We start from the raw sequence: 26,324 nt of genomic DNA, 5'->3' as shown, positions 1-26,324 counted from the left end.
CGATAAAATTCCACAACAGAATGCTTGAAAGCAGTGCTGTGCCTGGACATGAAAAACCCCCGAAGGTTGACATCCAACTTTCGGGGGTCAGTTCAGCTATGCCGGGCTTTCTCGTGGTTGGTATTTTACCCAGGGATCAAGGACCCTCGCTGGTGTTTTCATGCAGTAGCCTTATGGAATAAGGCCCATTACCATCGCAGCGAGAAACGCAAATGCTGCACAGATCATCAGGACATTGAGCGAACGTGTAAGTCCCATCGGTCTGCCTCCTTCAGACGCCACGGCTCCTTGTGGCGTTGGGTTAACGATGGGAATGTATGCTCAATCATGCCGTAAAAAAAGCCGAATTCGTGTTGCGAAATAGCGACGATGAGGAAAATTTTTTGCCATTTTGTTCTAAACTATTGAAAAACAACACTTCCTTCATTCATTCACTTTTTATGAACCGTAACCCGTAAAGAGCTCGAATGCCGAATTTTGCCATTTTCAAAAGCATCGCATACGTCCATTCCGCCCAAGACCGTCCGACTCGCATGACATTTCCATGACGGCGCATTTAAGGCCTTCGTAATGCACATTGCCTAGAGTTCGCATGAACGGCGCACGGTCACCCGCATGATTTCCCGGCTTCCGGAAAATCTGGCATTCCATTGCAACGGTGCTCGCGCGAGGCATGACGCCGCCCTGCCAAGCCGAATTCCGTCGGCATGTCCCACGATTCTCCCTTTTCAGACCGTCAGGTTGATCGCTTTCCAGCACGATACCCGGACGAGGAATTGCCATGTCTCATTCCCGAAGAGAACCAACGCCATCCCAGCCTGAGGAAGCGATCAATCTTCCGACGGAGTTCGAGGATGTGCGCTACATGCTGCATTGCTGGCAGGCGGCGCGCATCAACACGCCGCTGCCGTCCTATGAGGACTTTACGCTGGGCAATATGGGGCGCTTCGCCGATGAGATCGCGGTGATCCATTGCCTGCCCGGCAAGCCGCCACGGATGCTGCGCGCGGGAAAGCTGGTGCGTTCCATTATTGGCTTGCGCGAGGGTGCGTCGCCCGATCTTCTGGATATGCCGTTCGTTTTCCGCCAGGCAATTGCCTCGGCCATTGGCCGCTCGCGCCATGCCGGATCCCCAAGCCTTGCGCTCTGCCGCTGGCTGATCGAAAACATGGTATCGACGGTGGAGATCGTCGCCTTTCCCTTGTCCTGCCGCTGGAATGGGGAATATTTCCTTCTCACGATGCGCCAGCGCAAGGCGCAACTGGATCTTCCCAGATTGCTGATCAATGCCTCGCAGCAGGGCATTGTGGGCCTGAGCCCGGTAACGGGCGAAGACGGAATTCCGAGCGATTTCTATATCCTGAGCATCAACGATGCCGCCGCGCGCTTTCTGGGCGCGCCGCCAGAACATTTGCAGTTCACGCTCCTCTCGCAAACCTTCATGCGGCTGCGTATCGGCGACATGCCGGAGCGGCTGCTGCGGGCGGCCCGGGGCGAACTGAGTGAACCGTTCGAGCTTACCTATGAGCTAGAAGGGAATTCGCTCGCCTTGCAGGCCGGCGTGAATTCGGCGGACGGTATTCTCACCGTCACGCTGACCGATATTCGTGAGCTTAAATCCAGGGTGACGTTGTTCCGTTCGCTCTTCGACGACAATCCAGCGCCGATGTATGTGCGCGCTCTTGGCGAAGAGGCGTTTCTCAACGTCAACGATGCGGCCTTGCGGCTTTACGGCTATGAGCGCGAAGCATTCCTGAACCTTGGCATGTCGGATATCACGGTTGAGGCTTCGGAGAGTGGAGCGGAGGCAGCCTTGCCCGAAACGGCTCTGCGCCACCGCACGGCCAATGGCCGGGTGCTGGAAGTCATCGAATATTCCAGCGAGGTCATGGTGGAAGGCAGGCCGGCCACGCTTTCGACCATCATGGATATCACCGAGCGGCGCCGTGCGGAGGCGCATGTCACCTATCTCGCCCATCACGATCCGCTGACTGGAGCAGCCAACCGGACCGTGTTTACCCGCGAGATCGAGCGGGCGGCGGCGAAGCTCAGCGATGGCGGGCGCGCCTTCGGGGTGCTGATGATCGACCTCGACGATTTCAAGGTGGTCAACGACACGCTCGGCCATGCCGCGGGCGATGCCGTGCTGGTGGAAGTGACCAAGCGACTGAAAACACGTCTGCGCGAGGCGGATATCGTCGCCCGGCTTGGCGGCGATGAGTTCGCCATTCTCGCGCCAGGGCTTGAATCGCGGGAGCAGATCGAGGTGCTTGCCCACCGCATCGGCCAGGAACTGGCGCTTATCGCCAGCGTCAAGGGCAGGCCAGTCCGCATCGGCGCCAGTATCGGCGGAGCGGTTGCGCCGATCGATGCGACGGAGGCCGACGATCTCCTGCGCTGCGCCGATCTCGCGCTCTATCGCGCCAAAAGCTCCAGCAAAGGCGTCGTGCGCTTTTTCGAGCCGGAAATGGACGTGCAGGTTTCGAACCGCCGTTCGCTGGAGATGGATATGCGAAATGCCGATGTCGCCAGCCAGTTTGAGGCGCATTTCCAGCCGATCCTATCGGTGCAATCAGGCAAATTGTGCGGCTTCGAAGCGCTGATGCGCTGGCGTCACCCAACGCGCGGCATGGTGTCGCCGGCGGAGTTCATTCCGATTGCCGAAGAAACCGGCCAGATCGACCGGCTCGGACGCTGGATGCTCCGCGAGGCCTGTGTCCAAGCCGCGTCCTGGCCTGATCCGCTGATGGTGGCTGTGAATGTCTCTCCGGTCCAGTTTCGCAGCGGCGGCCTGTTTGAGGCCATCGAAGATGCGCTGCGGTTGAGCGGGCTTGCGCCCAGCCGGCTCGAAGTTGAAATCACGGAATCGGTGCTGCTTGCTGACAGCGCGGCCAATCTGGGGCTTCTGCGCCAGCTGCGCGATCATGGCGTACGCATCGCGCTTGACGATTTCGGCACCGGCTATTCCAGCCTGCACTATCTCAAGCAGTTTCCCTTCAATCGGCTGAAGATTGATCGCTCCTTCGTGCGGGAGATAGACAACAGTCCGGAGTCGCTCGCCATCGTGCGCGCGATCATCGGGCTTGGCGCGAGCCTTGGCATCGACACCACGGCGGAAGGTGTGGAAACGACCACCCAGCTCGAACGGCTCCGCGCCGAACAGTGCGGCGAGCTGCAAGGCTTCCTGTTCAGCCCGCCGGTGGCGCCGGGAAATGTCGCTGATATCATCGGCGAGTTCTTCGGTGAGCGGTGAGCAGTGAGCCGTGAGCAGTAAATATAGCTAGTTAAGTTGTTGTATTAATGTATGTTTTACCAATTCCTCACCGCTCACCGCTCACCGCTCACCGCTCACCGCTCACTTTACAGCTTATTCAACAATTCCACCGTCGGCCATGAATCCGCAGGCATGCCGAGGCGTTGCTGTTCGGTGCGCACGGCGTCGCGTGTTGCCAGGCCATAGACGCCGTCGATCTTGCCCATGGCGTAGCCGCGCGCGGCAAGCTTGGTCTGCAATTCTTTCATCTGATCGGTGCTGAGGCCGGGATCGGGATTGCCCAATTCGAAGGCCGGGGCGCCGGCGAGGCGGGTGGCGAAATAGGCGACTGTGGTCGCGTAGACGATCGACTTGTTCCATTCAACGAACACATCGAAATTCGGGTAGGAGAGGAAGGCCGGCCCCTTGCGCCCCATCGGCAGGAGGAGCGAGGCATTGCCGTCATCAGGGCCGAGCGGGCCGTTCATTCCTTCCACGCCCCATGCCGCCCATTTGGAATGGGGGAGGCGGTTGGTGCGGATCGCCTGTTCCCAGGGGAGGTCCTTCGTCAGCCGCACCTCTTCCAGCCAGGGCTGGCCCTTCTGCCAGCCGAGGTCGCTAATCATCCGCGCTGCCGTCATGATTGCGTCGGGCGCGCTGTTCTGCAAATCCACGCGACCGTCGCCATCGCCATCGGTGCCGCGCTCCAGATAATCGAGCGGCAGCATCTGCATCTGGCCGATCTCGCCGGCCCAGGCGCCTGTGGTCTGCGCATTGACGACGCCCTGATCGAAGAGCTTCAGAAGCGCGATCAATTGCGGGCGAAACAGTTCCGGGCGGCGGCAGTCGTGCGAAAGCGTCACCAGCGCATTCAACGTATCGAAATTGCCCTGGATTGCGCCATAATCGGTCTCAAGCCCCCAGAAAGCGGCGATGACGGGACCCGGAACGCCGTAAGTTTCCTCGGCTTTTTTGAAGACATCGGCATATTTGACCAGCATTTCCCGGCCTTTTTTCAGCCGCGCATCGGAAATGAGTTTCCTGGAGAAATCGGCGAAGGTCTGGTTGAACGTGGCGCCCTGCGAGGTATCACGGGCGAGCACCTTTGGGTCGATTTGGGCCTGATAAAGCTCGTTGATGCCCTTGTCGCCAATACCGTCGGCACGAGCTTCGGCGGCTACGCCATCAAGCCACGTTTTCAGGTCACCGCCGCAAGCCGGCTTTGGTGTCGCGGGAGCTTCGGTCGAAGTCGTGGAAGAGGAAGTCGTGGGGGAGGCGGGGGCTTGCTGTGCAACCGCAAGTGCGGTGGAGGCAAGGAACGACGCTGCCAGCAGCAGGGCGGATTTCTTCATTTACAAACTTCTTTCGGGGCCATTGGCTTTTCAGCAAAGCACGATGCGCGCAAATGAGACTATTCTGGGACTACGGTTTCAATCGCCTGCTTCTGCCTTATCGCCATGCAGAAATGAAGTGAAAGTTTGGAAAGGTTCGTTCTCGAGGTAATGGACGGATTAGCGCTTCCGGCGCCCCGCCACCAGGGTGCGCCATTCGTCCGGCGTGCCGGCGAAGACGTTGATATCGGCGTCCCCATCGATGCCCGGTACCTTACCGGTTCCGGTATATTGCCAGAATGTCCAGGGGTGGTTGCCGTATCGCTCGCTCGGATGTCCGGCGACGGAGCGGAGCCAGAAGGGATAGTCCTTCATGCGGCTGAGTTCATTATCCTCGAAGAAATCGATTGCCGTATAGATGATCGGGCGCTTGCCGTAATGGCGTTCAACCGTGTCGAGAAATATCTGCATTTCGCCACGCACGGTCTCGGGGGCCGGACGTCGCTTGCAGGTGGGTGATAACGGGTTCCACTCCATGTCGAGGACCGGCGGCAAGGCATCCGGGTGACGCGGCACATTGCGGATGTACCATTGCGCCTGCTCGATGGCCGGGCGGCAGAAATAATAAAAATGATAGGCGCCGCGCGGCATGTTCACGGCGCCTGCCGCCGCCCAATGTTCGGCGAAGCGATCATCCACCCGGTCGCCGCCCTCCGTCGCTTTGATGAAGACGAAGGAAATGCCGCTTTTATGCGCCGTTTTCCAATCGACGCGGCTTTGGTATTTGGAAACGTCGGTACCATGCACGGTATAGTGCCACGGCGTCTTGCCTTTCCATTCGTGCGGGTCGCGATCGCCGAATTTAGGCGCGCGGACGGCGGGATAGGCGAAGGTCGATTGCTTTTCGATCCTGACGGTGCTTGCCACCGAGGATAAATCATAGTCGACCGACGTGCACGCCGACAGGAGTGGGGCGGACAAAAAGAGGGACATGAGGACAGGGACGATGCGCTTCATGAACCACGCCATAATGGAAACAGGGTTTATGAAGCGTTACGTGATTCGGGGAATAGTGAGATAGGGAATAGTGAGCAGTGAGACAGTGAGCAGTGAGCGGTGAGCGGTGAGATAGAGTTTTCTGCTCACTGCTCACCGCTCACTGTCTCACTATTTTAGATATCCAGGCAAATCCGCGATAGAGCACGCGCGCCTGGGCCTTGGAGCCGGTCTCAGCCGCTATCTTGCCTGCCACCTCGAAGAGATCGTTGCGCGGGGTGACGTGGAACCATTCGAGCCATTGGTAGAGCGCGGCGCGGAACCAGCGCGGCAGCCGTTTCTGGTCGCCGAAATCGACGATGTGGAGTTCGCCGCCGGGGGCGAGATGGCCCACCGCCTCGCGCATGACGGCCTGCCATTGGGGGATCATCGACACCGCGTAGGAGATGAAGATGCGGTCGAAATCCTTGCGTCCGAACAGCGCTTCAGGATCGAAACAGGCGGCATCGGCGTAGGCGAGCTGAAGCCGGTCGGATATTCCAGCCCGCGCAGCCGCCTTTTGCGCCGTATCGAGCATTTCGCGGGAGATATCAATGCCGTAGAGTTTGGCGCTGGGGAATTGATTCATCGTCTTGATGAGGTTTCTTCCCGTGCCGCAACCGATTTCGAGTACGCTGCCGCCGGGCGGGACATGAAGCCCCGCGATCATCTGGTCGCGTCCGAGAAGGTAATATTTGCGCGTTGCGTCATAGACATGCCGCTGGCGGCGATAGACGCGGTCCATCAGGCTGCCGTGATCGATGCCTTTTACATTGCCGGACATGTCAGGCGCCCTTTAGGCAATAGAGGTGAAACCCGCCATAGATGGAGGAGCGATCGCGCGCGTGGAGCGCTAGGGATTGTTCCTCGCGGTAGTCCCAGCGACCCAGAATGGCCGGATCGACGCGGTCGGGCAGGATACTCGGCTCGGCGGCGGTGCGGAAGATGACGCGCGCGCCGGGTGCCGCCGTGCGGGTAATCTCGCGCCAGACGTCATTCAACTGCGTGTCGTTCATCCAATCCTGCGCGTCGAGCAGGATAAAGCGATCGACCGTGCTATCTGCCTTGGCGGCGAGGAGTTCGGTATAGGAGGCGTTGACGACGCTCATGCGGGCTACGCGAGCGCGAACCGTGTCGAAGTTTGCGCGGGAGAGATAGGGCGGGAGCGGGCCGGTCTCGGCGTCACTGCTATAGCCGCGCCCGAAAGCCTGCCAGGCGAAGTAATTATCGGCCAGCGGAAAACCGCAGGCGAGCTTTTCCAGCCTTCCGCGCAGGATCGTCGCCATGTCGCCATTGCCTGATGTCGCCAGCGCATCATATTGCTGCGGCGGAATGCCCAGGCCGAAAAGTGAGGATTTGCGCGTCGTCGCCCAGCGGATCATGCGTTTATCGAAAAGGGGGGCAAGCGCGGTATCGAAGAAGGTGCGCTGCTCCTCGATGGTCCGGGCTTTCAGGATATCGCGCGGGTCGATGCCATAGAGGCGGGCGACGCGGTGGCCCATGCCGATGAACACGCCGAGCAGGCCGTGGCGATAGAGATCGCGCCAGAAGATGGAGATGCGGCGGCGGCCGGAGAGCATCCGCTTTTCCCAATAGGCGCGGCTTTGCGGGTCGAGATGCGGGCGGATGAAACGTTCATAGGCCTGCAAATTGGTCTTGTCATCCGCCGTGCCGTAGAAGCGGTAGAAGGCGTCATAATTGGGCAGATGGGCAAGCGCCGCGAGCTTCAGCCTGTTAAAGGCCACATGCGCCGGGTTCAAATCGACCGCCTCGACGCTAGCCGGATCGGCGGTGAGATAGGACAGCGCGTTGCATCCGCCGGACGCGATGGTGACGATGCGATGGCCGGGGCCGATTTCCAGCGCCTCCATATCGACTTCGGGGTCTTCCCATATTTGCGGATAGACCAGCCCCTTGAACAGATGGGCGAAGAGCCGTTCCGACATGCCGGATTTCGAGAAGAGCGAATTGCGCTGCATGGCGCGTTTCACCTTTTCATTGCCGGGCTGTTTGATCCTGATTGCGGGCATGTCGCGCGAATCCCTTGGTTAAGAGAATTCGCACCGGGTAGCACCGGCGTGTAACAGGCTCGTGACGGCGCCGCCGGGGCCGAAGCTCCGACGGCGCTGGATTTGTCCAGCTTATGTTTCGAGCCGGCGGTTGCGGTCCTGCCATAGTTGCAGGGCGGCGATCAGCGCGACGAGCACACCGAGCGCGATATGCCATGTGCGCAACGGGTCCATATAGCCGATGACATAGGGCGAAGCGATCGTCCACAAGCCGGCGAGAAAGGCCAGCGCCTCCTCCCAGCGGCGCAGGATTGCCACTTCCATGATGCCGAGAGCCACGATGACGGCGCCGGTGAGCATGGTATTGACCACAACAGCCATGCTGTCGGTTACCGAGAAGAACAGCGACGACAGAAAAATGATGGCTCCGAGCGCCATAATGGCGCTATCCTCCCAGCCCGGATGCCGGACCAGTCGTATGCGGCCAATGTTTTTGGCGCCTATGTGATGGGTGATAGCCATGATAGCTCCTCCTTCAGGCTGCGTCATGCGTAACCGGGTACCCGCGAGGAGTGTCTGGTGCGAATGGCTCGAACTCCTCGGACGGATGCTCTACGCACAACCAGCAATATATAATATACCGGACAATGGGATTTTTTACAATGATTTCAGGGGTAGATTGGCCTCCATCGATGTTGGCAAAAGTCATATCAGCTAATCTTCCTTCCAGGGGAGATGGCCGGCAAGCCAGAGGGGGCACCTGGAACCGGTATTTCAACGCCGCCACCCATCCAAAACAAAATACAATCCCAAAAGCATACTTAATGAAATCTAAGTTATTCAATATTAATTAGTAATAATTTCTAATTATACTATGTAAACTTAAATTTGTTCATGAGGGCAGGCCCAAATGCGCCGGAAATATATGATATTGTCTCCCCCCCCCCCGCGCGCTATTGACGCTGATTGTTGTCCTCGCCAGTTCTGTCTCGAACGCCTCGGCTCAGGTTAGCTGGACCGGCGCGGATGCCGCTGATCCTACCAACTGGCTGGAGGACGGGAACTGGTCAACGGGGAACCGCCCGACCAGTAGCACAAATACGACGATCAACGTGGTGAACAAACCGACTGTACTGGGCCTTTCGGGCGCGGATCAGGGGGAGACGGCGGACATAATGGTTGGCCCCGCCGGCAATCTGACACTTCAGAACGGAAGCACTTTGTCGTCAACGCCTACGGGGGCGGCGGTGGGGGGCGGTATCTCTATTCAGGGCAGCGCGACCGTGACGAGCGGGGCGACCTGGAATGCGACGACGGACAACAACATCGACACGGTGTTTGGCGTCGATGGTACATTGACCGTTTCCAACGGAGGCATCATTGCTGTAACTGGGACTGGTGGTGCCGTGGTTGGCAATTATAGCCCAGGAACGGCAACGGTGACGGGCCAAGGATCGCAGTGGAACGCTTCCATTTTTGTCATTGGATGGAATCCGGGGGCAAGCGGCCAACTCAACATCGAGGATCACGGAGTTGTCACCACAGCCGAGATGGATCTAACCAATCCGGCAGGCAGTGCGATACTGAACATTAATGGCAGCGGCGTACTGGCAACAGCCAGGCTGGAAAACTGGAAAGGAGGCGCGGTCCAGGTCAATTTCGACGGCGGCATTTTGCGTGCGAGCGGCAAGAGCTTAGCGATCGTTGGCTTTTCGGGAACAGAGCTCAACATCGATGCAGGCGGCCTGACAATTGATAGTGCCGGTTTCGGAGCTGACACCGATACGACTTCGGCTTTTACAGGTGCGGGAGCCCTGACCAAAATCGGCGGTGGGACACTCACCTTAGCGGCCAATAACATGTATCAAGGCGGCACTTTCATCCGAGGCGGGACCGTATCGATCTCCGTGGATGGCAATCTCGGCGCGGCGATCGGCGGGATTACATTTGATGGCGGCACGCTCGAAAACACCGCCGCCATCACCAATATGGCGCGCGCGGTCACCGTGAATGCGGGCGGCGGTACGTTTGAGACCGATGCCGACCTGACACTTTCCGGCGCGATCACCGATGGCGCTTCCGGTACGGGCCCGCTCACCAAGTCGGGCAGCGGCGGCAATCTGATCCTTACCGGCAGCAATACCGGCTATACTGGCCAGATGACGATCGCAGCGGGAGAGTTGCAGGTCGGCAATGGCGGCGCAACAGGCACGCTCGGCGGCATAGGCAGTCGCGTCGAAATCGACAGCGGCGCCAAGCTGGTCTTCAACCGCTCCGATGCCTATGTTTATGATGGCGTCATCAGCGGCGATGGCGCGCTGACGCAGGCAGGCGGTACGGGCAGCAAGATCACGCTGACGGGCGCCAACGACCTATTCAAGGGCACGACCACGATTTCCGACGGTACGCTGCAGGTGGGTGATGGCGGCACGAGCGGTAATCTTGGCACCAGCCAGGTCAATCTTGCGGGCGGCGCGCTGGCGTTCAACCGCACAGACACGTTCAACTTCGGTAACGACATCAGCGGGGACGGCAATGTCGAGCAGGATGGCTCCGGCATTACGGTGCTGTCGGGCGTCAACACTTATACGGGCAACACGGCGGTGAATGCGGGCACGCTTGCGGCGGGCGCGGCCAATGTCTTCAGCCAATCTTCCGCCTTCTCCGTGGCAAACGGAGCGACACTGGACCTCCAGGGGCATGACCAGACGATCTCTAGCCTTGCCAATGCCGGCAATGTGCGGCTTCCCGGCGCCATGCCCGGCACCACGCTCACCGTCACTGGCGATTACGCCGGGCAGGGCGGCACGGTCTATCTGGCCGGCACGCTGGGCGGCGATAATACCGTCATCGACAATCTGCACGTCAAAAGGCGGCACATCGGGCAATTCGAACCTCGCTGTCATCAATCTCGATCCAAACAGCGGCGCGCAGACCACCAATGGCATCAGGGTCGTTACCGTCGATGGCGCCTCGGATGGCGACTTTACCCTCAAAGGTCAATTTATCTTTCAGGGCGATCAGGCGGTGGTGGGCGGCGCCTATGCCTACCGGCTCTACAAGGGCGGTCTCGGCGATCCTAATGATGGCGACTGGTACCTGCGTTCGGAACTGACCAATCCGCCGTGCCATGGCAGCAATTGCCCGCCACCTCCGCCTCCACCACCTCCGCCTCCGCATTACCAGCCCGGCGTGCCGGTCTATGAGGCCTATTCCCAGGTGCTGCAGGAGTTGAACGGTGTGGGAACCTTGCGCCAGCGCGTTGGCAACCGTTATTGGCGCGGCGCGACCAACCCTCAACTCAATGAGGGCGACGGGCCCGGTACATCGGCACCGCCTGCGGAGGCCGGTGCGGCGGTCGATGCGGGCACGAATATCTGGGGCCGGATCGAAAGCGCGCATGGCCGCTTCAAGCCCCGCTATTCCACCAGCGCCACGCGGTATGATACCAATACCTATAAAGTAGAGGCGGGGCTCGACGGCAAGCTCTACGAGGATGAAATGGGCAGCGTGATCGGCGGGCTGACCGCGCACTACGGCTATGCCAAGGCCACCATGGGCTCGGTGCACGGACAAGGCGGCGTCGATGCCAATGGCTACGGATTGGGCGGTACGCTCACCTGGTACGGCGATAATGGAATCTATGCCGATGCGCAGGCGAAGACCACCTGGTATGGCAATGACCTGACCTCGGACACGGCGCGGCGCACGCTTGCCGATGACAATGACGCCTTCGGCTATGTGCTGAGCCTGGAAGCAGGCAAGCGGATCGCCGTCAATCCCAACTGGACGGTCACACCGCAGGCACAGATATCCTGGTCGCAGGTGAAGTTCGATGGCTTCACTGACACTTTCGGCGCGCATGTCATCCACGACGAGACAAACAGCCTGAAAGGCCGGCTTGGACTTTCCGCCGATTACGGCCAGGCCTGGCGCGATGCCCAGGGCCGGTTGACCAGGGCCGAGGTCTACACCATCGCCAATCTGAGTTATGAGTTCAGCAAGGCGAGCAAGATCGTGGTGGCAGGCGTTCCCTTCGCCTCGCAGAACGAACGTCTCTGGGGCGGCGTCGGCGTCGGCGGCACCTATAACTGGGCTGATGGCAAATATGCGCTCTATGGCGAGGTTTCCGTCGACACCAGCCTCGAACACTTCGCCGACAGCTACAAGCTTAATGGCAACCTCGGACTCAAGGTGAGGTGGTGAGGTGTAAGTTCATGTAACAGAATGTAACGCAAGTTGAGTGAACCATTCACGAGATTGCCTGTTTTGTAGGCGACGCTACTCTGCCTTGGGGACAACCAAGGAATGGATGAATAGGAGAGTGCCATGAAGAAGTTTCTGATCGCATCGGTTGCCGTACTTTCGGTGCTAGGGCTTTCGGCATGCAATGACAGCGGCAAAAACAACGCCACGCCGCCGGCAGAGCAGCCTCCGGCAACCCAGCCAAGCACGCCGGCACAGCCGCCAGCAAACGATACCGCGCCGTCAACGCCAGCGCAGCCAGGCACGACGACGCCAAGCCAGTAACATTCAAGCCAGTAATAGTTCGTAGAAATACCGTATAGAAAGAGCGCCCAAGTCTAATGGCTTGGGCGTTTTCTTTTGTAAATTTAAATATTTCGCGGTGAAATTAAATATTGCCTTAGAATTATACTTTAATACAAAGCCGATTTCCCGCGTTTCTTGGAAGAACAGACTGCGGAAAATTTAGGAAACCAATTTCGGAGTTGTATCATGAAGAAGATAATTCTTGCGATGGCCGCAGTTTCATTTGTGTTTCTTGCTGGTTGCAGCGAGAGCGAGACGGGCGCGGGCGGCAACACGGCGGCGGCGGTTGCCAACGACGTGACCAAGACCGCCGAGGAGCTGGCAAATTCGATGACACCGGAGCAGAAGGCTTCCGCCGTCAACGATGCGCGCACAGCGGCGGAAGCCGCCGCGAAGGCCGCCGGCCAGAGCGATGCCCTGATCCAGCAGGCCGGTGATGCCGCTGCCGCCGAGGCCAAGAAGGCGCTGGGCGTGCAGTAATAAGCGTTTTGACTTGGTCGCCAGTCACACGGCTGGCGGCTTGACCAGATCTAAAAAATGCAGCATCGCGACGAACGCTTTCAGGCGTTTGTCGCGATAAGCGTTTATATCCATGCCTTCATAATTGAGGAAGCCTTGCTTCGTCTTCAGGCCGATACGGCCTTCAGTCATGTTGCGCCTGATGATTTCGGGGGAGGCGTAGCACGGGCTGTTCAGTTCCTTGGCCAGATCGTTACCGGCATAGAACAGGATGTCGCCCCCGCCCCAATCGATAAATTCCAGCATGCCCAGCACGGCGAAGCGGAGGCCGATGCCGTATTTGGTCGCCGTGTCGACATCGTCGGCGCTGGCGACGCCTTGCTCCACCATGCGCGCCGCTTCGTTCATTGCCAAGGTCTGGATACGCGGCACGATGTAGCCTGGTTTGGCCGCGCAGATGACGGGCATCTTGCCGATGGCTTGAAGCAGCGCCTTCAGGCGCACGGTCACGGCCGGGTCGGTCTGCTTGCCGGGCGACATTTCGACCAATGGCATGAGGTAGGCGGGGTTCAGCCAATGCGCGTTGAGGAAGCGCTCGGGGTGCAAAACGGCGCTGGAGATATCATCCACCAGAATGGTCGATGTCGTTGATGCTATGATCGGCGAGGGGCCGGCGAGTTCAGAAGCGCGCGCCAAGGCTTGCCGCTTGATATCAAGTATTTCAGGCAGGGCCTCGAAGATTGCGGTGGCCGATGAGAGCGCATCTTTTGCATCCTGCATGGGCACGAGGCTGACCCGTGACAGGATTATTCAAGAACTTCCCTGCCTCGTGGTGCTCGCATCTCGATGTGGCGGATGTCGCCGCGCGCCTGCTCACGGATACCAAGATTACGGGCCTCGTGGGCGTCGGCCAGCTTCCGGGCCTCAGAGGGCCGCAATTGGCGGATGGTTTTGCGAAACAGCTTGGGCACGATGTGTCATTCAAAACCATAACCCCGGATGAATTCGGCTCCCTGATGGCGCCCTTACTCGGCGATGGTGCGGCGGCGGGCATAGTCAAGTTCTACAACACCCTGGCAGGTGTGTCCGAAGACATCATCGCAGAGAAGACCAGCGCGCAGCGCCAATTGAACATCGAGCCACGTACTGTCGCAGAGTGGCTAGGTGAGAAGCTGGACCGGACTGGAACTTCTGCCAAGAAGGCTGCGGCTTAGGCGCCGCGTTCAGCTTGGGGTACATCATGCGCTCATCCTGAAAACATTATTCCCGAAATCGGACTCCCGCTTTTTCCCAGCCTCATTTATAGATGAATCGTTCCGTTCTGGTGATTGTCTCGCCATTTCCTTTTAGCAGAAAGCCCCAATGTCGATCTGGGTTCGCGTCGGTGATTTCGTGGCCACTCTGGCGTCGAGTGCTCTCACCAGCCTCGTCGAGGCCGTGCGCACGGCGTTCGAGGGCGATCCTGAGACGCGGCGCCGGGTTTCCTTCTCCATCGCCATGATCGCGCTTTCGGCCAAGATGGCGAAGGCGGACGGGATAGTCACCGATCACGAGATCAGGGCGTTTCAGCAGATATTCTCAATCCCCGAATCTGAACGCACCCATGTGGCGCGCCTCTATAATCTGGCGAAGCAGGATATTGCGGGATACGAGAGCTATGCGGCGCAGATGGCGTCGCTTTGCGGGTCGGGACACCAGAACTGCGCTTGTCTGCAGGATATTCTCGACGGGCTGTTCCATATCGCCAAGGCAGACGGCTATGTGCACGAGAAGGAACTGGCGTTCCTGTCCAGCGTCGGGGAAATATTCGGTTTCGACGAGGCGCATTTCGAGGCCATAGCCGCGAGGCATGTCCATCTGGGCGAGGCCGATCCCTATACGGTGCTGGGGCTTCCGCGCGGGACGAGCTTCGACGAGGCCCGCCGGCGCTATCGCCAACTGGCAAGCGAGAACCATCCGGATCGGCTGGTCGCCCGCGGCGTGCCAAGGGAGTTTCTCATCATCGCCAACGACCGCATCGCGGCGATCAATGGCGCGTGGGAAAAGATCGAGAAAGCGCTGAAAGCGGCATGAGCGGTTTCATTCCCGATTATAAAGGGGCTTCTGTCCGCCCGTCACCCAATTTCGGCCCGCGCAAGGACGGCAAGCGGGTTTCCATCCTGATCATGCATTATACGGGCATGGAAAGCGGGGAGGCGGCGGAGGCGCTGCTGGCAAGCCCCGAGAGCGAGGTTTCCGCGCATTACGTCGTATATGAGGATGGCCGCATCGTGCAGATGGTGGCGGAAAGCGAGCGCGCCTGGCATGCGGGAAAGAGCTTCTGGCAGGGCGAGACCGACATTAATTCCTGTTCGATCGGCATCGAAATCGTCAATCCGGGACCGCTGCGCGATTTTCCTGAATTCGCAGACAAGCAGATCGAGGCGGTGATTGAACTGGGCAAGGATATCTGCGCCCGCCATTCGATCCGTCCGGAACGGGTTCTGGCCCACTCCGATATCGCGCCCATGCGTAAGATCGATCCGGGCGAAAAGTTCCCGTGGCGGCGGTTACATCGCGCTGGGCTCGGCCATTTGGTCGAGCCGTCGCCGATCCGGGGAGGGCGCTTTCTTGCCGCTGGCGACAGGGGGCAACCGGTCGAGGCGCTGCAGTCCATGCTGGCGCTCTATGGCTACCAGACGCCGCTTGACGGCGTGCTCGGAATAGAGACGGAAGCTGCCTTAAAGGCCTTCCAGCGCCATTTTCGCGCCGGCAAAGTGGACGGCGTAGCCGATGTTTCGACCATCGAAACGCTGCATCGGCTTCTTTCTGCCCTTCCGGTATATTCAGCTTAAGCTATTGAAAATTATACGGTTACCGTTCCGCTTGGTTGGCGGATTCGGGCTGTTTGTTACATAGGTTAATGGAAAGTTACTTGGCGGGCCAATCTCTGGCTGCATTTCGCCGTCACATCAACGGGCAGTTTCCTGTGGCATTTTGTCATGCAGGGACAAGCCGGGCCGGCGTTTTTAAGAAAGGGGCGGTCCACTACCGAAAACAGTGAAAACGGTTAGGGTATGAGTAAAAAAATTAATTTTGTGTGCGCCGTTGTTGGCGCAATGGGAATGCTTGGCCTCAATGCGGCCCATAGTGCTCCAATTCACGAGAAGCATCACGTGGCCCAGAAGCGGCACGTTCTCGCAAACAAGAAGACCCAGAGAGAGGGAGTGGCGCACATCGTCAGAACCTCCGAGGTCAAAACGGAACCGCACCGCGCGAAAACACGCGTTGCTTTGCGCAAATCGACTGTGCGGAAAACGGAAAAAGCGCGGGTTGAACCTGTTTCCGACAGGAAGGTTCGCGTGTCCAGGTCGGAAAGGGGCCGGGTCGAGCACGTTTCCTGGGGCAGGATCCCGGTGAATATCAAGGTGCGCGACGATGTCGTGACGCAGAAGGATTCCGATAGCGGACTCTTTGGCAAGCTGTTTCATGCGTCAGCGAAGGTTCCCGCCGCGGCGGAAGACAAGCCTTACTCGGGCATTATCAACCATTACGCCGAAACCTATGGCGTTCCGGTATCGCTCGCTCACGCAGTGGTTCACCATGAGAGCGATTACAACGCGGATGTGCGCGGTTCGGCAGGCGAGATCGGCCTGATGCAGGTCAAGCTCTCGACGGCTCGCAGCCTCGGCTATACCGGAACGGCGCGCGGACTTTATAACCCCGTGACCAATGTGCAGTATGGCATGAAGTATCTTGCCATGGCGCAGCGGCTCTCCGGCGGATCGGTCTGCGGCACGATCCTGAAATACAATGCCGGCCATGGCGCGACGCGCATGAACCCGATCTCGGCCCGGTATTGCAACCAGGTGAAGGTCTATATGCGCTCCTTCTAAGCGTATAATACCAAGATTGTTGGAAAAGCCGGGTTCTCGCCCGGCTTTTTTATTGCATTTCGGGCGCGAAGCACCTTTATACCATCATGTCAGTTGGCCGGGCAGCCGCGCTTGTCATATGCCGAAAGGCGGCAGGCGAGGAAAGTCCGGGCTCCATGGAAACACGATGCCGGGTAACGCCCGGCGGGGGCGACCCCAGGGAAAGTGCCACAGAAAGCAGACCGCCCCGTCTTCCGTCGCGTCTCAGAGGCATGATCCCGAAAAGTTGCAGACTTTTCGGATAAGATCATGCACATAAAAAAGACGCGAGGGATGACGGGGTAAGGGTGAAAGGGTGGGGTAAGAGCCCACCGCGTCTCCGGCAACGGCGACGGCACGGTAAACCCCATCGGGAGCAAGACCGAATAGGGACGGCGTGCCGGGTGAAAGCCCGGCGATCAGTTTCCGGATCAGCCGTCCGGGTAGGTTGCAAGAGGCGGGTGGCGACATCCGTCCCAGATGAATGGCTGCCACGTTGGGCGCAAGCCCAGCCATACAGAACCCGGCTTACAGGCCAACTGACATTTTTATATTTCGGCCTCTACATCTTCTCGCCCGGCAGCAGGCTTGCCTGCTTCACCCAATCGGTGAACCGGGCTTCGTCGAATTCGCCCTCATGGATATCGAGGTAGCGCACTTCCTTTTGCCTGGAGGTGCCCGGAGGGATGGGATCGAGCGATGCGCCCTTGAAGAAGCTCACCTTGATGTATTTCGTGAAGCAATGGATGCCGAGGAACCAGTGGTCTTCGGCGCCGACCCCGTAGAGCGGCGAGTTCCATTTGACCGCCTTGCGAACGCCGGGGACGGTGCGCACGATGATCTCGTCGATCCGGCGTCCGATGGCGCTTTTCCAGCCCGGCATGGCCGCGATATAGGCTTGAACCGGGGCATCGCCATAGCCTTTCGCAATTTGCGGGTTGCCGCCGGAAAGAAGCTTCGGTTGCTCGGGCGTGGTCATGGCTTCTTCTTCCCCTCCAGGTTCAGCGCCACCGCCGCGCGGATGAGATCGGCAAGGGCTGCCTCGTCAATCTTCCCGCCTTCGTGGATATCGATGGCACGCCGGACCTTGCCCTCAAGGCTGGAATTGAACAGACCCATGGGGTCGTCGAGCGACGCCCCTTTGGGGAAGGTCAGCTTGACGGCTTTCTTATAGGCCTCTCCGGTGCAGATAATGCCGCCCCGCGACCAGACCGGGGTTTCCCACTTCCATTCCTCGATGATTTCAGGATCGGCTGACCGGACGATCTCTCGAACCTTTGCGAGAGTCTCGCCCCGCCAGCCGCCCAGTTCCTTTATCCGTCCATCGATCAGCGCTGAAGCCGGATTCTCCTCGCCAGCCATTTGAACCTCCTCCTTGGCGTGTTGGGTCTCACCCCGCACCATAACCCATGACGAAATCGAAGAGGAGCTTCATGTTCAGCACCACGATGATTGCCGCGGTGATGGCGGCGAGAACCGTGATCCAGCGCGAGGCAACGAACGTGCCCATCTTGGCGCGGTTGGCGGTGAACATCACCAGCGGAATGACGGCGAAGGGCAGTTGCAGGCTCAAGATCACCTGCGAAAAAATAAGAAGCTTCGCCGTTCCGCTTTCACCATAGAGCACGGTGATGACGGCGGCAGGCACGATGGCTATGACACGGGTGATAAGGCGCCGCAGCCAGGGAACGAGGCGGATATGCAGGAAGCCTTCCATGACGATCTGCCCCGCCATGGTTGCCGTGACGGTGGAGTTCAGCCCGCAGCACAGAAGCGCAATGGCGAAGAGGCTGGGCGCGATTGCCGAGCCGAGCAAGGGGCTTAGAAGCGTGTGCGCATCGCCCAGTTCCTCGACATTGGTATGGCCAGTGGCGTTGAAGCTGGCGGCGGCGAGAATGAGGATCGAGGCGTTGATGGCGAGCGCGAAGGTGAGCGCGATTGTGGAATCGAGCGTTGCGTAGCGGATGGCGGAGCGCTTTTCTTCCTCCGTCTCGCCGTAGTCGCGTGTCTGGACGATGCCCGAATGGAGATAGAGATTGTGCGGCATGACCGTCGCGCCGATGATGCCAAGCGCGAGATAGAGCATGTCCGGATTGGTGAAGAGGTTCGTCGTCGGCGCGAAGCCGCGTATGACTCCGCCCCATACCGGATTTGCCATAACGATCTGGATGACGAAGCACACCGCGATGACGCCCAGAAGGGTGATGATGAGCGCCTCGACCCGGCGGAAACCCTTGTTCTGCAGGTAAAGCACGAGGAACACGTCGAGCGCCGTGATCACCACGCCGATTTCCAGCGGAATGCCGAAAAGCAGGTTGAGGCCGATCGCCGTGCCGATCACTTCGGCAAGATCGGTGGCGCAGATGGCGATTTCCGCCAAGAACCAGAGCGGCCAGGCCACCCAGTTCGGATAGGCGTCGCGGCAGGCTTGCGCCAGATCGCGGCCCGTGGCGATGCCGAGGCGGGCGCAGAGCGACTGCAGGATCACCGCCATGATGTTGGAGAGAAGGACGACGAACAGGAGCGCATAGCCGAAGCGCGAACCGCCGGCGAGCGAGGTGGCCCAATTGCCGGGATCCATATAGCCGACGGCAACGAGATAGCCCGGACCGAAGAACGCAAGCGCCTTGCGCCAGTTCGGGCCGGTCTTGCGCACGGCAATCGACCGGTGGACTTCCGACAGCGAGGCATCCCCGCGCTCCCGTCGCCACCCCATAAGCGTCATCTCGCGAGGCGGCTCACCCGACGCGTGTTTCACCGGTCCCGATACGTGCTGATCCATGCTGCTCGATCCTGAAAATGCAATTGCAAATTATTTGCAATTAATAATGGGGCGAGGATGGAGTCAAGAGGGTAGGGAGCAGGACGAGGACGATGGATTACAAGCTGCGATGTCTTGCTTAAACGTATATTCAGTCTAGAATGCTTGCATATGCGAGAAGGAGAAAGCCCAATGCCACTCTATATACGCGACGATGAAGTGGATGCGCTGGCACGAAAGGTGCAGGAACTAACCAAGGCCCCGAATAAAACCGAGGCTGTCAGGCGTGCTTTGGAAAACGAACTCACGCGCGCGCGGGAAGCAATACCGCTCGAAGAGCGCATAAAGATAATTCAGGATAGGGTTCAGGCGCGTATGGGACCGCATAAAGTTGATTTCGACATGAAAGCCTTCATGGATGAAGGGTGGGAAATCTGATGTTTTTGGATGCATCGGCAATCGTAGCTGTTCTTGCAAGAGAAAATGATGCCAACTATTTCGCCACTAAAATCAAAAATACCGAGGAAGCCATTTATTATTCTTCATTAACGGTATTCGAAGCGGTCGTGAGCATAGCGAGGATCACGTCCATTCGGCGAAATGGCAATAATTCTCCTACCCCGCCTGAGTTGATCGCTGAAGTGCAGAAGGACGTTGAAGCGTTTCTCGACGATATCGGTGCGCAAGATATCGCCGTAAGCGGCTTGCTATATAATAAGGCGCTTGAGGCGGCGCGGACCTTCGGCCGCTTCGTTGGACATCCGGCGCGGCTCAATTTCGGTGATTGTTTTGCCTATGCTTGCGCGAAAGAACATGGCCTCCCGCTGCTCTTCAAAGGCGATGATTTTTCTCGCACCGATATCCAGCCCGCCTAAACCGCCAGCGCGATGTGGTAGACGATGAACGACGCTACATAAGCCAGCGCGAGCATGTAGCCGAAGGATAGCCACATCCAGCGCGCGCCGCCGGCCTCGCGCTTGATAACCGCCAGCGTCGAGGTGCACTGCGGGGCGAAAATGTACCAGGCCAGGAAGGAAAGGGCGGTGGGCAGGGTCCATTGGCTGGCCAGCACATGGCCCACTTGCAGCGCCGCATCGGCGCCGCCCTGAATGGAATAGACGGTGCCCAGCGCCGCGACGACAACCTCCCGGGCGGCCATACCGGGAACCAGCGCAACGCTCATTTGCCAGGTAAAGCCGATAGGGGCGAGCAAAGGCTCGATCAGGTGGCCGATCATGGCGGCGAAACTATAGAAAATCGCCGGTTGCGTGGCGTTCGCGGGCGCCATCGGAAACGTCGCCAAAAACCAGATGACCACCGTCATGGTGAAGATCGTCGTGCCCGCGCGATGAAGGAACATCTTGACGCGTGTCATCAAGGCGATGAGGACGTTTTTCAGTCGCGGCAGCTTGTAATCGGGAAGTTCCAGCATGAAGGGCGGGGCAGGCTGGTTGCGCCAGAAGATGAGCTTGGCAACCAAGGATACGCCGAGCGCACTGACGATGCCCACCGCATAAAGGCCGAACATGACCAGCCCCTGCAGGCTGAGGAAGCCTGCAACCCGGTGAGCCGGAATGAACGCCGCGATAATGAGGGTGTAGATGGGGATGCGGGCCGAACAGGTCATCAATGGGGCGACCAGAATGGTGGTCATCCGGTCGCGCCGGTTATCGATCACGCGCGCCGCCATGATGCCGGGAATGGCGCAGGCGAAGCTCGATAGAAGTGGGATGAACGCGCGGCCATGCAGGCCGACGCCGCCCATGATCCTGTCCATGAGGAAGGCCGCCCGCGCCATATAGCCCAGGTCTTCCAGCAACAGGATGAACAGGAACATGATGAGGATCTGCGGCAGGAAACTGACCACGCTGCCGACCCCCGCGATGGCGCCGTCCACCAGGAAACTTTCCACCAATCCCGGTCCGAGCAGGTGCTGGATCAGGGTGCCAATGGTATCGAATCCTGATGTAATCAGGTCCATTGGCGGTTGCGCCCAATCGAACACCGCCTGAAACATCAAGAAGAGCACCGTCAGGAGAACGAGCAGACCGGCGACGGGATGCAGCAGCACGGAATCGATCCGTGTCGTCAAATTATCGGGCTTTTCGGGATAGCGAACCGCTTGCGCGATCAGTCGATCGGCTTCGCGTTGCAAATTGCGTAATTGCGTGGCCGACGGCTCGGACCAGTTGTTCTCGCGTTTGGCAAATGTATGCGTCTCGGACAGTTGGTCGAGCAACTGCCACAAATCCGCCATCTGGGCGCGACGGACCGCGCAGGCGGCGACGACGGGAATTCCAAGCTGCCGGGAAAGCGCGTCCGTCTCGATCTCGATGCCACGGTGGCGCGCAATGTCGATCATATTCAGCACCAGCACTAGCGGCTTGCCGGTCTGGACGAGTTCGCATACCAGCCGGAAGGCGGAGCGCAAGTTTGTGGCATCGGCGACGGCGAGCAGCAGGTCCGGCGTATCGGCCGGTCTGCGGTCAAGCACCACGTCGCGGGTGATTTCCTCATCGGGGCTGCGCGCGCGCAGCGAGTAGGTGCCCGGAAGATCGACGATTTCGAGGGAACGGCCACCGGGTGTCAAGGCGACGCCCTTTTTCCGCTCGACGGTCACACCGGCATAGTTGCCGACCTTCTGCCGACTGCCCGTCAGTGCATTGAACAATGCCGTCTTGCCGCAATTCGGCGCTCCGACAAGCGCGATGCGGCGTACAGCCTGCTTCGTCGTATCAAGCATGGTATGGGCTTTCGTGGGTGAGAATGGCCATAGCCTCCTGCCGGCGGAGCGCGACGACTACGCAGCCGACGCGCACGGCAATGGGATCGCGGGCAATGGGGCCTTCGTGCAGCACCAGGACTTCCGCTCCCTCGCTGAAGCCAAGCTCAAGCAGGCGGCGCTCGATTTCATCCGCCGGCAAACTGGAGGTGTTTGCGGAAGGTTCGATGCGATGAATGACGCCGCGATAGCCGCGGGGCGCCGACCCTAGAGGCGTCAGTTCTTGCCGGTCCATGTACAAGGTCCTGTTTACGTTGCGGAACAGGGGCGCACTACAAGCACAAATTAACTTGAACAAAGAAATCAGGTTTTTGTGAGGAGTCGGAGAGCAGCGCTTCAGGCAGGCGGCGGGAGTTCAGGCTAACGGTTCCTTAAGCTTAATATTCGATAAATCAGGAAAGGGGAAAATGCCGCCTTCCGTGGGTGGCCATTCCCGTATCCTGCACCCACATCCCGTTGACGCCCATATCAGCCCATGATACCCATTCGTAACGTCAGAAATTTTCGTTCGTTAGCGCGTTTCCCGGCATCGCCGTGGACGGTGGTTATTCGCGCGCTTACCGGCGAGCCTTTTGCGGCGGAAATGGCGGTAGTCAGTGGTGGACCGGTTTCTGGGTCATGTAACGAACAGGATCGATGCGAAGGGGCGGGTCTCCGTTCCGGCGCAATTCCGGTCATTGATACAGAAGACTGGGATACAGAATGCTGGGATACAGAATGCCGGTCATGTGGAGCTTTACGCATTGCGCTCGCTCCATCTTCCGGCGTTGGACGTCGGTGGGCCGGATTTCCTGACGCGCTACGACGGGCGGCTGACAAACGAGGATCCTTTTGCGGAAACGGCGGACGACATGTCTTTTTATCTCCATGCGGACGGCACGTTTCTCAAGCTCGACCAGGATGGGCGCATCACGATGACGGATTTCATCCGGGAGCATACGGGCATCGCATCGGAGGTGACGTTCGCGGGCGCGAACACGCATTTCCAGATGTGGCAGCCGGAGCGTTTCGAGGAACACCGCGCGCGGGTGCGGGCGAGATTGGCCGACAGGCGGCAAGCCGAGCGGCAAACGGCAGGCGGGGCGGGTATCTACCCGTCCCCAGGGGGAGCGGAATGATGGCGGGCCACGGCGGGGATAATTCTCAGGCCGATGGCGGACCGGCCCGTCACATTCCGGTTCTTCTCGACGAGGTCATTATAGCGCTGCAGCCCGAAGCGGGCAAGCGCATCGTGGACGGCACGTTCGGCGCGGGCGGTTATACGCGGCGCATTCTGGATAGCGGCGCTTCCGTCATAGCGATCGACCGCGATCCCACCGCGATTGCGGCGGGCCGCGCCATGGAACGGGAGTTTCCGGGCAGGCTGACGCTTGTGCAAGGGCGCTTTTCGCAGCTTGATACGCTGGTCGAGGGTGTTACTGACGGCATCGTGCTCGATATCGGCGTTTCCTCAATGCAGATCGATGAGGCGGAACGCGGCTTTTCCTTCCAGAAAGACGGGCCGCTCGACATGCGCATGTCGAGCGAGGGCGTCACGGCTGCCGATGTGGTCAATCGGCTGAAGATGGGTGATCTCGCCCGCATCTTCAATTTTCTCGGCGATGAGAAAAATGCCGGCCGCATCGCCCGGATGATCGAGAAGCGCCGGGTGAGCGAACCGTTCACGCGTACCCGCGATCTCGCCAATGCCATCGAGGCGCTGGTGGGGCGGCATCCGAAGGACCGGATTCATCCGGCGACGCGGGTGTTCCAGGCGCTGCGCATCTTCGTCAACGATGAGCTGGGCGAGTTGGCGCGGGCACTCTTCGCCGCTGAGCGTGTGCTTCAGCCGGGCGGGCGACTGGTGGTCGTCACCTTCCACTCGCTGGAGGACCGCATCGTCAAGCGCTTCTTCACCGACCGGCTGGGCGGCAGCGGCGGGTCGCGCCATCTGCCGCAGGTGGTGGAGCGTCTGCCGAGTTTCACGCCGCTTGGCAAGGGCGTGGTTGGCCCTTCACAAGAGGAAGAGGAGCGCAATCCGCGCGCGCGCTCGGCCAAGTTGCGCGCCGGCATCAGAACCACCAATCCGCCGCTTGCCGCGGATTTTTCCATTTTCGGGCTGCCGAAGCTGCCCGACGCCCACGATTTGAACAGGGGCTGACCAGTGCTGCGTACCTTCGACATAATCCTGATCACGATCATGCTGGCGGCGGCGACCGTGACCTATAAGATAAAGTATGACGCGGAGAAGCGGATGGCCGACATCCGCACGCTGCAGCGCAAGATCAATGCGGAAAAGGATACGATCACGCTGCTCAAGGCGGACTGGAGCCTGCTTACCCAGCCGAACCGCTTGCAGAGACTGACGGAAATCTATCAGTCCGAACTCAACCTTGCGCCGATCGACGCGAAGCAGATCGTCAGCGTCGGTGAAGTGCCGGAACGTCCCGCTGATGATATCCAGAACATCATCTCGTCGAGCGACGAACTTCTGGCAATCATCAACAATGCCGGCACTGACACTATCTCCACCGGCAGCGTGGAGCAGGGCCAGTGAGCGCGCCCGTCCAGAAGAACCTGGCCATCGAGGGCGTTCGCAAGAAGAGCGGCAACCGTGCCCGCAATCGCCTGATCATGGCGATGAGCTGCTTCATCGGCATTTATGCCGTCATCGGCGGGCGGCTCGTCTATTATGCCATGCAGAGCGGCGAGGATGCCGGCTACAGCGGGCCGGCGGTGCAGAACCTTGCGTCGCGGCCCGATATCGTAGACCGCAACGGCGAAGTGCTGGCGACGGATATCAAGACGTTCTCGCTCTATGCCGAGCCGAAGCGCATCGTCGACCCTGATGAGACCATCGAGCTTCTCTCGACGGTGCTGCCCGATCTCGACTGGGAGGCGACCTATCGCAAGCTAAAGGGGGGTGCGGGCTTCATCTGGATCAAGCGCGGGCTGACGCCGAAGCAGCAGAGCCAGGTGATGGCGCTGGGGCTTCCCGGCGTCGGCTTCCGCACCGAAAAGACGCGTTTCTATCCCGGCGGCCCCACCGCCTCGCACATTCTCGGCCTTGTCAATATCGACAATCAGGGCATCGCGGGAATGGAGAAATATATCGACAGCCAAGGGCTGACCGATCTCCAGTCGACGGGCCTTGCCGCGCAGGAATCGCTGGAGCCGGTGCGGCTCTCCATCGATCTGCGCGTGCAGCATATCGTTCGCGACGAACTCGTCCAGGCCTTGCAGCGCTATCGCGCCATCGCGGCGGGCGCCGTGGTCCTGAACGTCAAGACCGGCGAAGTGCTCGCCATGGGGTCGGTGCCGGACTTCGATCCCAACAACCCCGTCAACGCGCTCGACAAGGACCATCTGAATCGCATGTCGGCGGGCACCTACGAGATGGGATCGACGATCAAGAGCTTTACGACCGCCATGGCGCTCGATGCCGGGGCGACATTGAAAACCGTGTTCGATGCATCGCGGCCGTTGCGGTTCGGCCGCCAGACCATCCGTGATTTTCACGGCAAGGGACGCCCGCTGACGCTGACGGAGGTTTTCCTTTATTCTTCCAATATCGGTTCCGGCCATGAGGCGCAGCTTGTCGGCGTCGATGGGCACCGCGCCTTCCTCAAGCGGATGGGGCTTCTCGACCGCATGGAGACGGAACTGCCGGAGATCGCCCGTCCGGTGGAGCCGAAGGTCTGGAAGAAGGTCCATTCCATGACCATCTCGTTCGGTCACGGCATGATGACCACGCCGCTGCAGACGGCGGTGGGCGCGGCGGCGCTCATGAATGGCGGCAAGCTCATCCAGCCGACCTTCCTGCCGCGTACGCAGGAGCAAGCGGCACAGGTCGCCATGCAGGTGGTCAACCCTCAAGTGTCGGAGGACATGCGCTATCTTTACCGCCTGAATGCAAACGCGCAGGGTGGTTCGGGCAAGCGCGCCACGGTTCAGGGCTACCGCGTCGGCGGCAAGACCGGCACGGCGGAAAAGGTGGTGGGGGGGCGCTATTCCAAGGATGTGCGGTTCAATGCCTTCGTCGCGGCCTTTCCGATGGACGATCCGACCTATATCGTGCTCACCATCGTGGACGAGCCGAAGCCGGAACCGGGGCAGGCCGCGGCCACCGCTGGCCTCAACGCCGCGCCGATGGTCGCCAATATTATCCGCCGTTCCGCATCATTTCTGGGGGTAAAGCCCGATTTTAGCCAAGAAGCGGCCCCCATGCTGGTTTCATACGATGCCGCTATCAACGATTGATTCGCGGCGGC

The 26,324-nt window shown here is 59.6% G+C and carries 24 protein-coding genes, 1 other RNA gene and 3 pseudogenes; 17 read left to right on the top strand and 11 right to left on the bottom strand.

The window, feature by feature from the left end; genetic code table 11:
- Window positions 1-182, top strand: a 182-nt coding sequence (locus C7477_RS19075; protein ID WP_210206129.1) for a hypothetical protein, incomplete at its 5' end; no start/stop codon positions are given.
- Between the two features lie 599 nt (window positions 183-781).
- On the top strand, window positions 782-3,253 hold the full coding sequence (locus C7477_RS02995) for a putative bifunctional diguanylate cyclase/phosphodiesterase (protein ID WP_110748791.1): 2,472 nt from the start codon (window positions 782-784) through the stop codon (window positions 3,251-3,253).
- Window positions 3,254-3,360: 107 nt separating this feature from the next.
- Here C7477_RS02995 and C7477_RS02990 read toward each other — a convergent pair whose 3' ends face one another.
- From C7477_RS02990 to C7477_RS02970, 5 genes are all read right to left on the bottom strand, one after another.
- A complete protein-coding gene (locus tag C7477_RS02990) occupies window positions 3,361-4,605 on the bottom strand; it encodes a lytic murein transglycosylase (protein WP_110748789.1) in 1,245 nt (414 codons plus the stop codon).
- A gap of 159 nt (window positions 4,606-4,764) precedes the next feature.
- Window positions 4,765-5,613, bottom strand: coding sequence for a glycoside hydrolase family 25 protein (locus C7477_RS02985; RefSeq protein ID WP_425373497.1), 849 nt, complete (start codon window positions 5,611-5,613; stop codon window positions 4,765-4,767).
- A 127-nt stretch (window positions 5,614-5,740) separates the two neighbouring features.
- Window positions 5,741-6,403 carry a class I SAM-dependent methyltransferase gene (locus C7477_RS02980; protein WP_110748787.1) on the bottom strand — a complete coding sequence of 221 codons (663 nt, stop codon included), beginning with the start codon at window positions 6,401-6,403 and terminating at the stop codon, window positions 5,741-5,743.
- A 1-nt stretch (window position 6,404) separates the two neighbouring features.
- Window positions 6,405-7,598, bottom strand: coding sequence for a BtaA family protein (locus tag C7477_RS02975; protein WP_425373499.1), 1,194 nt, complete (start codon window positions 7,596-7,598; stop codon window positions 6,405-6,407).
- A 162-nt stretch (window positions 7,599-7,760) separates the two neighbouring features.
- Window positions 7,761-8,150: an SPW repeat domain-containing protein gene (locus C7477_RS02970; RefSeq protein WP_110748783.1), complete on the bottom strand. Its 390-nt coding sequence runs from the start codon at window positions 8,148-8,150 to the stop codon at window positions 7,761-7,763.
- Between the two features lie 653 nt (window positions 8,151-8,803).
- Between C7477_RS02970 and C7477_RS02965 the strand changes: the two are divergent.
- The 4 genes and pseudogenes from C7477_RS02965 to C7477_RS02950 form a co-directional block, all read left to right on the top strand.
- Window positions 8,804-10,246 (top strand): annotated as a pseudogene (locus tag C7477_RS02965) (autotransporter outer membrane beta-barrel domain-containing protein); the annotation flags it as partial.
- Window positions 10,236-11,834, top strand: coding sequence for an autotransporter outer membrane beta-barrel domain-containing protein (locus tag C7477_RS02960; RefSeq protein WP_110748778.1), 1,599 nt, complete (start codon window positions 10,236-10,238; stop codon window positions 11,832-11,834). The pseudogene C7477_RS02965 and the gene C7477_RS02960, both read left to right, overlap by 11 nt.
- A 123-nt stretch (window positions 11,835-11,957) precedes the next feature.
- Complete coding sequence (locus tag C7477_RS02955; protein ID WP_110748776.1) at window positions 11,958-12,158, top strand: hypothetical protein; 201 nt, start codon at window positions 11,958-11,960, stop codon at window positions 12,156-12,158.
- A 207-nt stretch (window positions 12,159-12,365) separates the two neighbouring features.
- The gene (locus C7477_RS02950; protein ID WP_110748774.1) at window positions 12,366-12,659 is read left to right on the top strand and encodes a hypothetical protein; all 294 of its coding nucleotides are present in this window, start codon (window positions 12,366-12,368) and stop codon (window positions 12,657-12,659) included.
- Between the two features lie 24 nt (window positions 12,660-12,683).
- Here the strand turns inward: C7477_RS02950 and C7477_RS02945 are convergent.
- A pseudogene (locus C7477_RS02945) lies at window positions 12,684-13,445 on the bottom strand (3-hydroxyacyl-CoA dehydrogenase NAD-binding domain-containing protein); the annotation flags it as partial.
- Between C7477_RS02945 and C7477_RS02940 the strand changes: the two are divergent.
- The 5 genes and pseudogenes from C7477_RS02940 (at window position 13,436) to rnpB (ending at window position 17,078) form a co-directional block, all read left to right on the top strand.
- Complete coding sequence (locus C7477_RS02940) at window positions 13,436-13,852, top strand: Rossmann-fold NAD(P)-binding domain-containing protein (RefSeq protein WP_146226053.1); 417 nt, start codon at window positions 13,436-13,438, stop codon at window positions 13,850-13,852. The pseudogene C7477_RS02945 and the gene C7477_RS02940 sit on opposite strands and share 10 nt — an antisense overlap.
- A 148-nt stretch (window positions 13,853-14,000) precedes the next feature.
- Entirely contained in the window at window positions 14,001-14,711 is a 711-nt protein-coding gene (locus tag C7477_RS02935) for a J domain-containing protein (protein ID WP_110748768.1), read from the top strand.
- On the top strand, window positions 14,708-15,472 hold the full coding sequence (locus C7477_RS02930; RefSeq protein ID WP_110748765.1) for a peptidoglycan recognition protein family protein: 765 nt from the start codon (window positions 14,708-14,710) through the stop codon (window positions 15,470-15,472). Before C7477_RS02935 ends, C7477_RS02930 begins: the two co-directional genes overlap by 4 nt.
- 675 nt (window positions 15,473-16,147) lie before the next feature.
- Window positions 16,148-16,513 (top strand): annotated as a pseudogene (locus C7477_RS19465) (lytic transglycosylase domain-containing protein); the annotation flags it as partial.
- A gap of 89 nt (window positions 16,514-16,602) precedes the next feature.
- Window positions 16,603-17,078: RNase P RNA component class A (rnpB, locus tag C7477_RS02920), an RNA gene on the top strand.
- 15 nt (window positions 17,079-17,093) lie between these two features.
- Here rnpB and C7477_RS02915 read toward each other — a convergent pair.
- Genes C7477_RS02915 through C7477_RS02905 form a run of 3 tightly spaced genes read right to left on the bottom strand, consistent with a single transcriptional unit; the run spans window position 17,094 to window position 19,256 of the window.
- Window positions 17,094-17,510 carry a DUF1801 domain-containing protein gene (locus C7477_RS02915; RefSeq protein WP_110748761.1) on the bottom strand — a complete coding sequence of 139 codons (417 nt, stop codon included), beginning with the start codon at window positions 17,508-17,510 and terminating at the stop codon, window positions 17,094-17,096.
- On the bottom strand, window positions 17,507-17,893 hold the full coding sequence (locus tag C7477_RS02910; protein WP_210206128.1) for a DUF1801 domain-containing protein: 387 nt from the start codon (window positions 17,891-17,893) through the stop codon (window positions 17,507-17,509). The genes C7477_RS02915 and C7477_RS02910 overlap by 4 nt, the downstream gene beginning before the upstream one ends.
- A gap of 28 nt (window positions 17,894-17,921) precedes the next feature.
- The gene (locus C7477_RS02905) at window positions 17,922-19,256 is read right to left on the bottom strand and encodes an Nramp family divalent metal transporter (protein WP_181418321.1); all 1,335 of its coding nucleotides are present in this window, start codon (window positions 19,254-19,256) and stop codon (window positions 17,922-17,924) included.
- 228 nt (window positions 19,257-19,484) lie between these two features.
- Between C7477_RS02905 and C7477_RS02900 the strand changes: the two genes are divergently transcribed.
- Together C7477_RS02900 and C7477_RS02895 are read left to right on the top strand one after the other, a co-directional pair.
- Window positions 19,485-19,730, top strand: coding sequence for a type II toxin-antitoxin system VapB family antitoxin (locus tag C7477_RS02900; RefSeq protein ID WP_110748755.1), 246 nt, complete (start codon window positions 19,485-19,487; stop codon window positions 19,728-19,730).
- Window positions 19,730-20,167, top strand: a complete 438-nt coding sequence (locus tag C7477_RS02895; RefSeq protein ID WP_110748753.1) for a type II toxin-antitoxin system VapC family toxin — start codon at window positions 19,730-19,732, stop codon at window positions 20,165-20,167. The genes C7477_RS02900 and C7477_RS02895 overlap by 1 nt, the downstream gene beginning before the upstream one ends.
- Here C7477_RS02895 and feoB read toward each other — a convergent pair.
- Together feoB and C7477_RS02885 are read right to left on the bottom strand one after the other, a co-directional pair.
- Window positions 20,164-22,035 carry a ferrous iron transporter B gene (gene feoB / locus C7477_RS02890; RefSeq protein ID WP_110748751.1) on the bottom strand — a complete coding sequence of 624 codons (1,872 nt, stop codon included), beginning with the start codon at window positions 22,033-22,035 and terminating at the stop codon, window positions 20,164-20,166. The genes C7477_RS02895 and feoB overlap by 4 nt on opposite strands.
- On the bottom strand, window positions 22,028-22,309 hold the full coding sequence (locus C7477_RS02885) for a FeoA family protein (RefSeq protein ID WP_110748749.1): 282 nt from the start codon (window positions 22,307-22,309) through the stop codon (window positions 22,028-22,030). The genes feoB and C7477_RS02885 overlap by 8 nt, the downstream gene beginning before the upstream one ends.
- 364 nt (window positions 22,310-22,673) lie before the next feature.
- On the opposite strand from C7477_RS02885, the gene mraZ reads away from it, so the two are divergent.
- The 4 genes from mraZ to C7477_RS02865 are packed head-to-tail and all read left to right on the top strand — an operon-like array spanning window position 22,674 to window position 26,313.
- A complete protein-coding gene (mraZ, locus tag C7477_RS02880; protein ID WP_110748864.1) occupies window positions 22,674-23,192 on the top strand; it encodes a division/cell wall cluster transcriptional repressor MraZ in 519 nt (172 codons plus the stop codon).
- The gene (gene rsmH, locus C7477_RS02875) at window positions 23,189-24,214 is read left to right on the top strand and encodes a 16S rRNA (cytosine(1402)-N(4))-methyltransferase RsmH (RefSeq protein ID WP_181418319.1); all 1,026 of its coding nucleotides are present in this window, start codon (window positions 23,189-23,191) and stop codon (window positions 24,212-24,214) included. The genes mraZ and rsmH overlap by 4 nt, the downstream gene beginning before the upstream one ends.
- Before the next feature lie 3 nt (window positions 24,215-24,217).
- Window positions 24,218-24,610, top strand: a complete 393-nt coding sequence (gene ftsL, locus C7477_RS02870) for a cell division protein FtsL (protein ID WP_110748747.1) — start codon at window positions 24,218-24,220, stop codon at window positions 24,608-24,610.
- Window positions 24,607-26,313, top strand: a complete 1,707-nt coding sequence (locus C7477_RS02865) for a peptidoglycan D,D-transpeptidase FtsI family protein (RefSeq protein ID WP_245411693.1) — start codon at window positions 24,607-24,609, stop codon at window positions 26,311-26,313. Before ftsL ends, C7477_RS02865 begins: the two co-directional genes overlap by 4 nt.
- Window positions 26,314-26,324: the final 11 nt, after the last annotated feature.

The organism is Paramesorhizobium leguminum (assembly GCF_003217235.1).
GTDB lineage: Bacteria > Pseudomonadota > Alphaproteobacteria > Rhizobiales > Rhizobiaceae > Paramesorhizobium > Paramesorhizobium leguminum.
The sequence above is the reverse complement of the archived record's forward strand: the minus strand, read 5'-3'. Positions and strand labels throughout refer to the sequence as shown.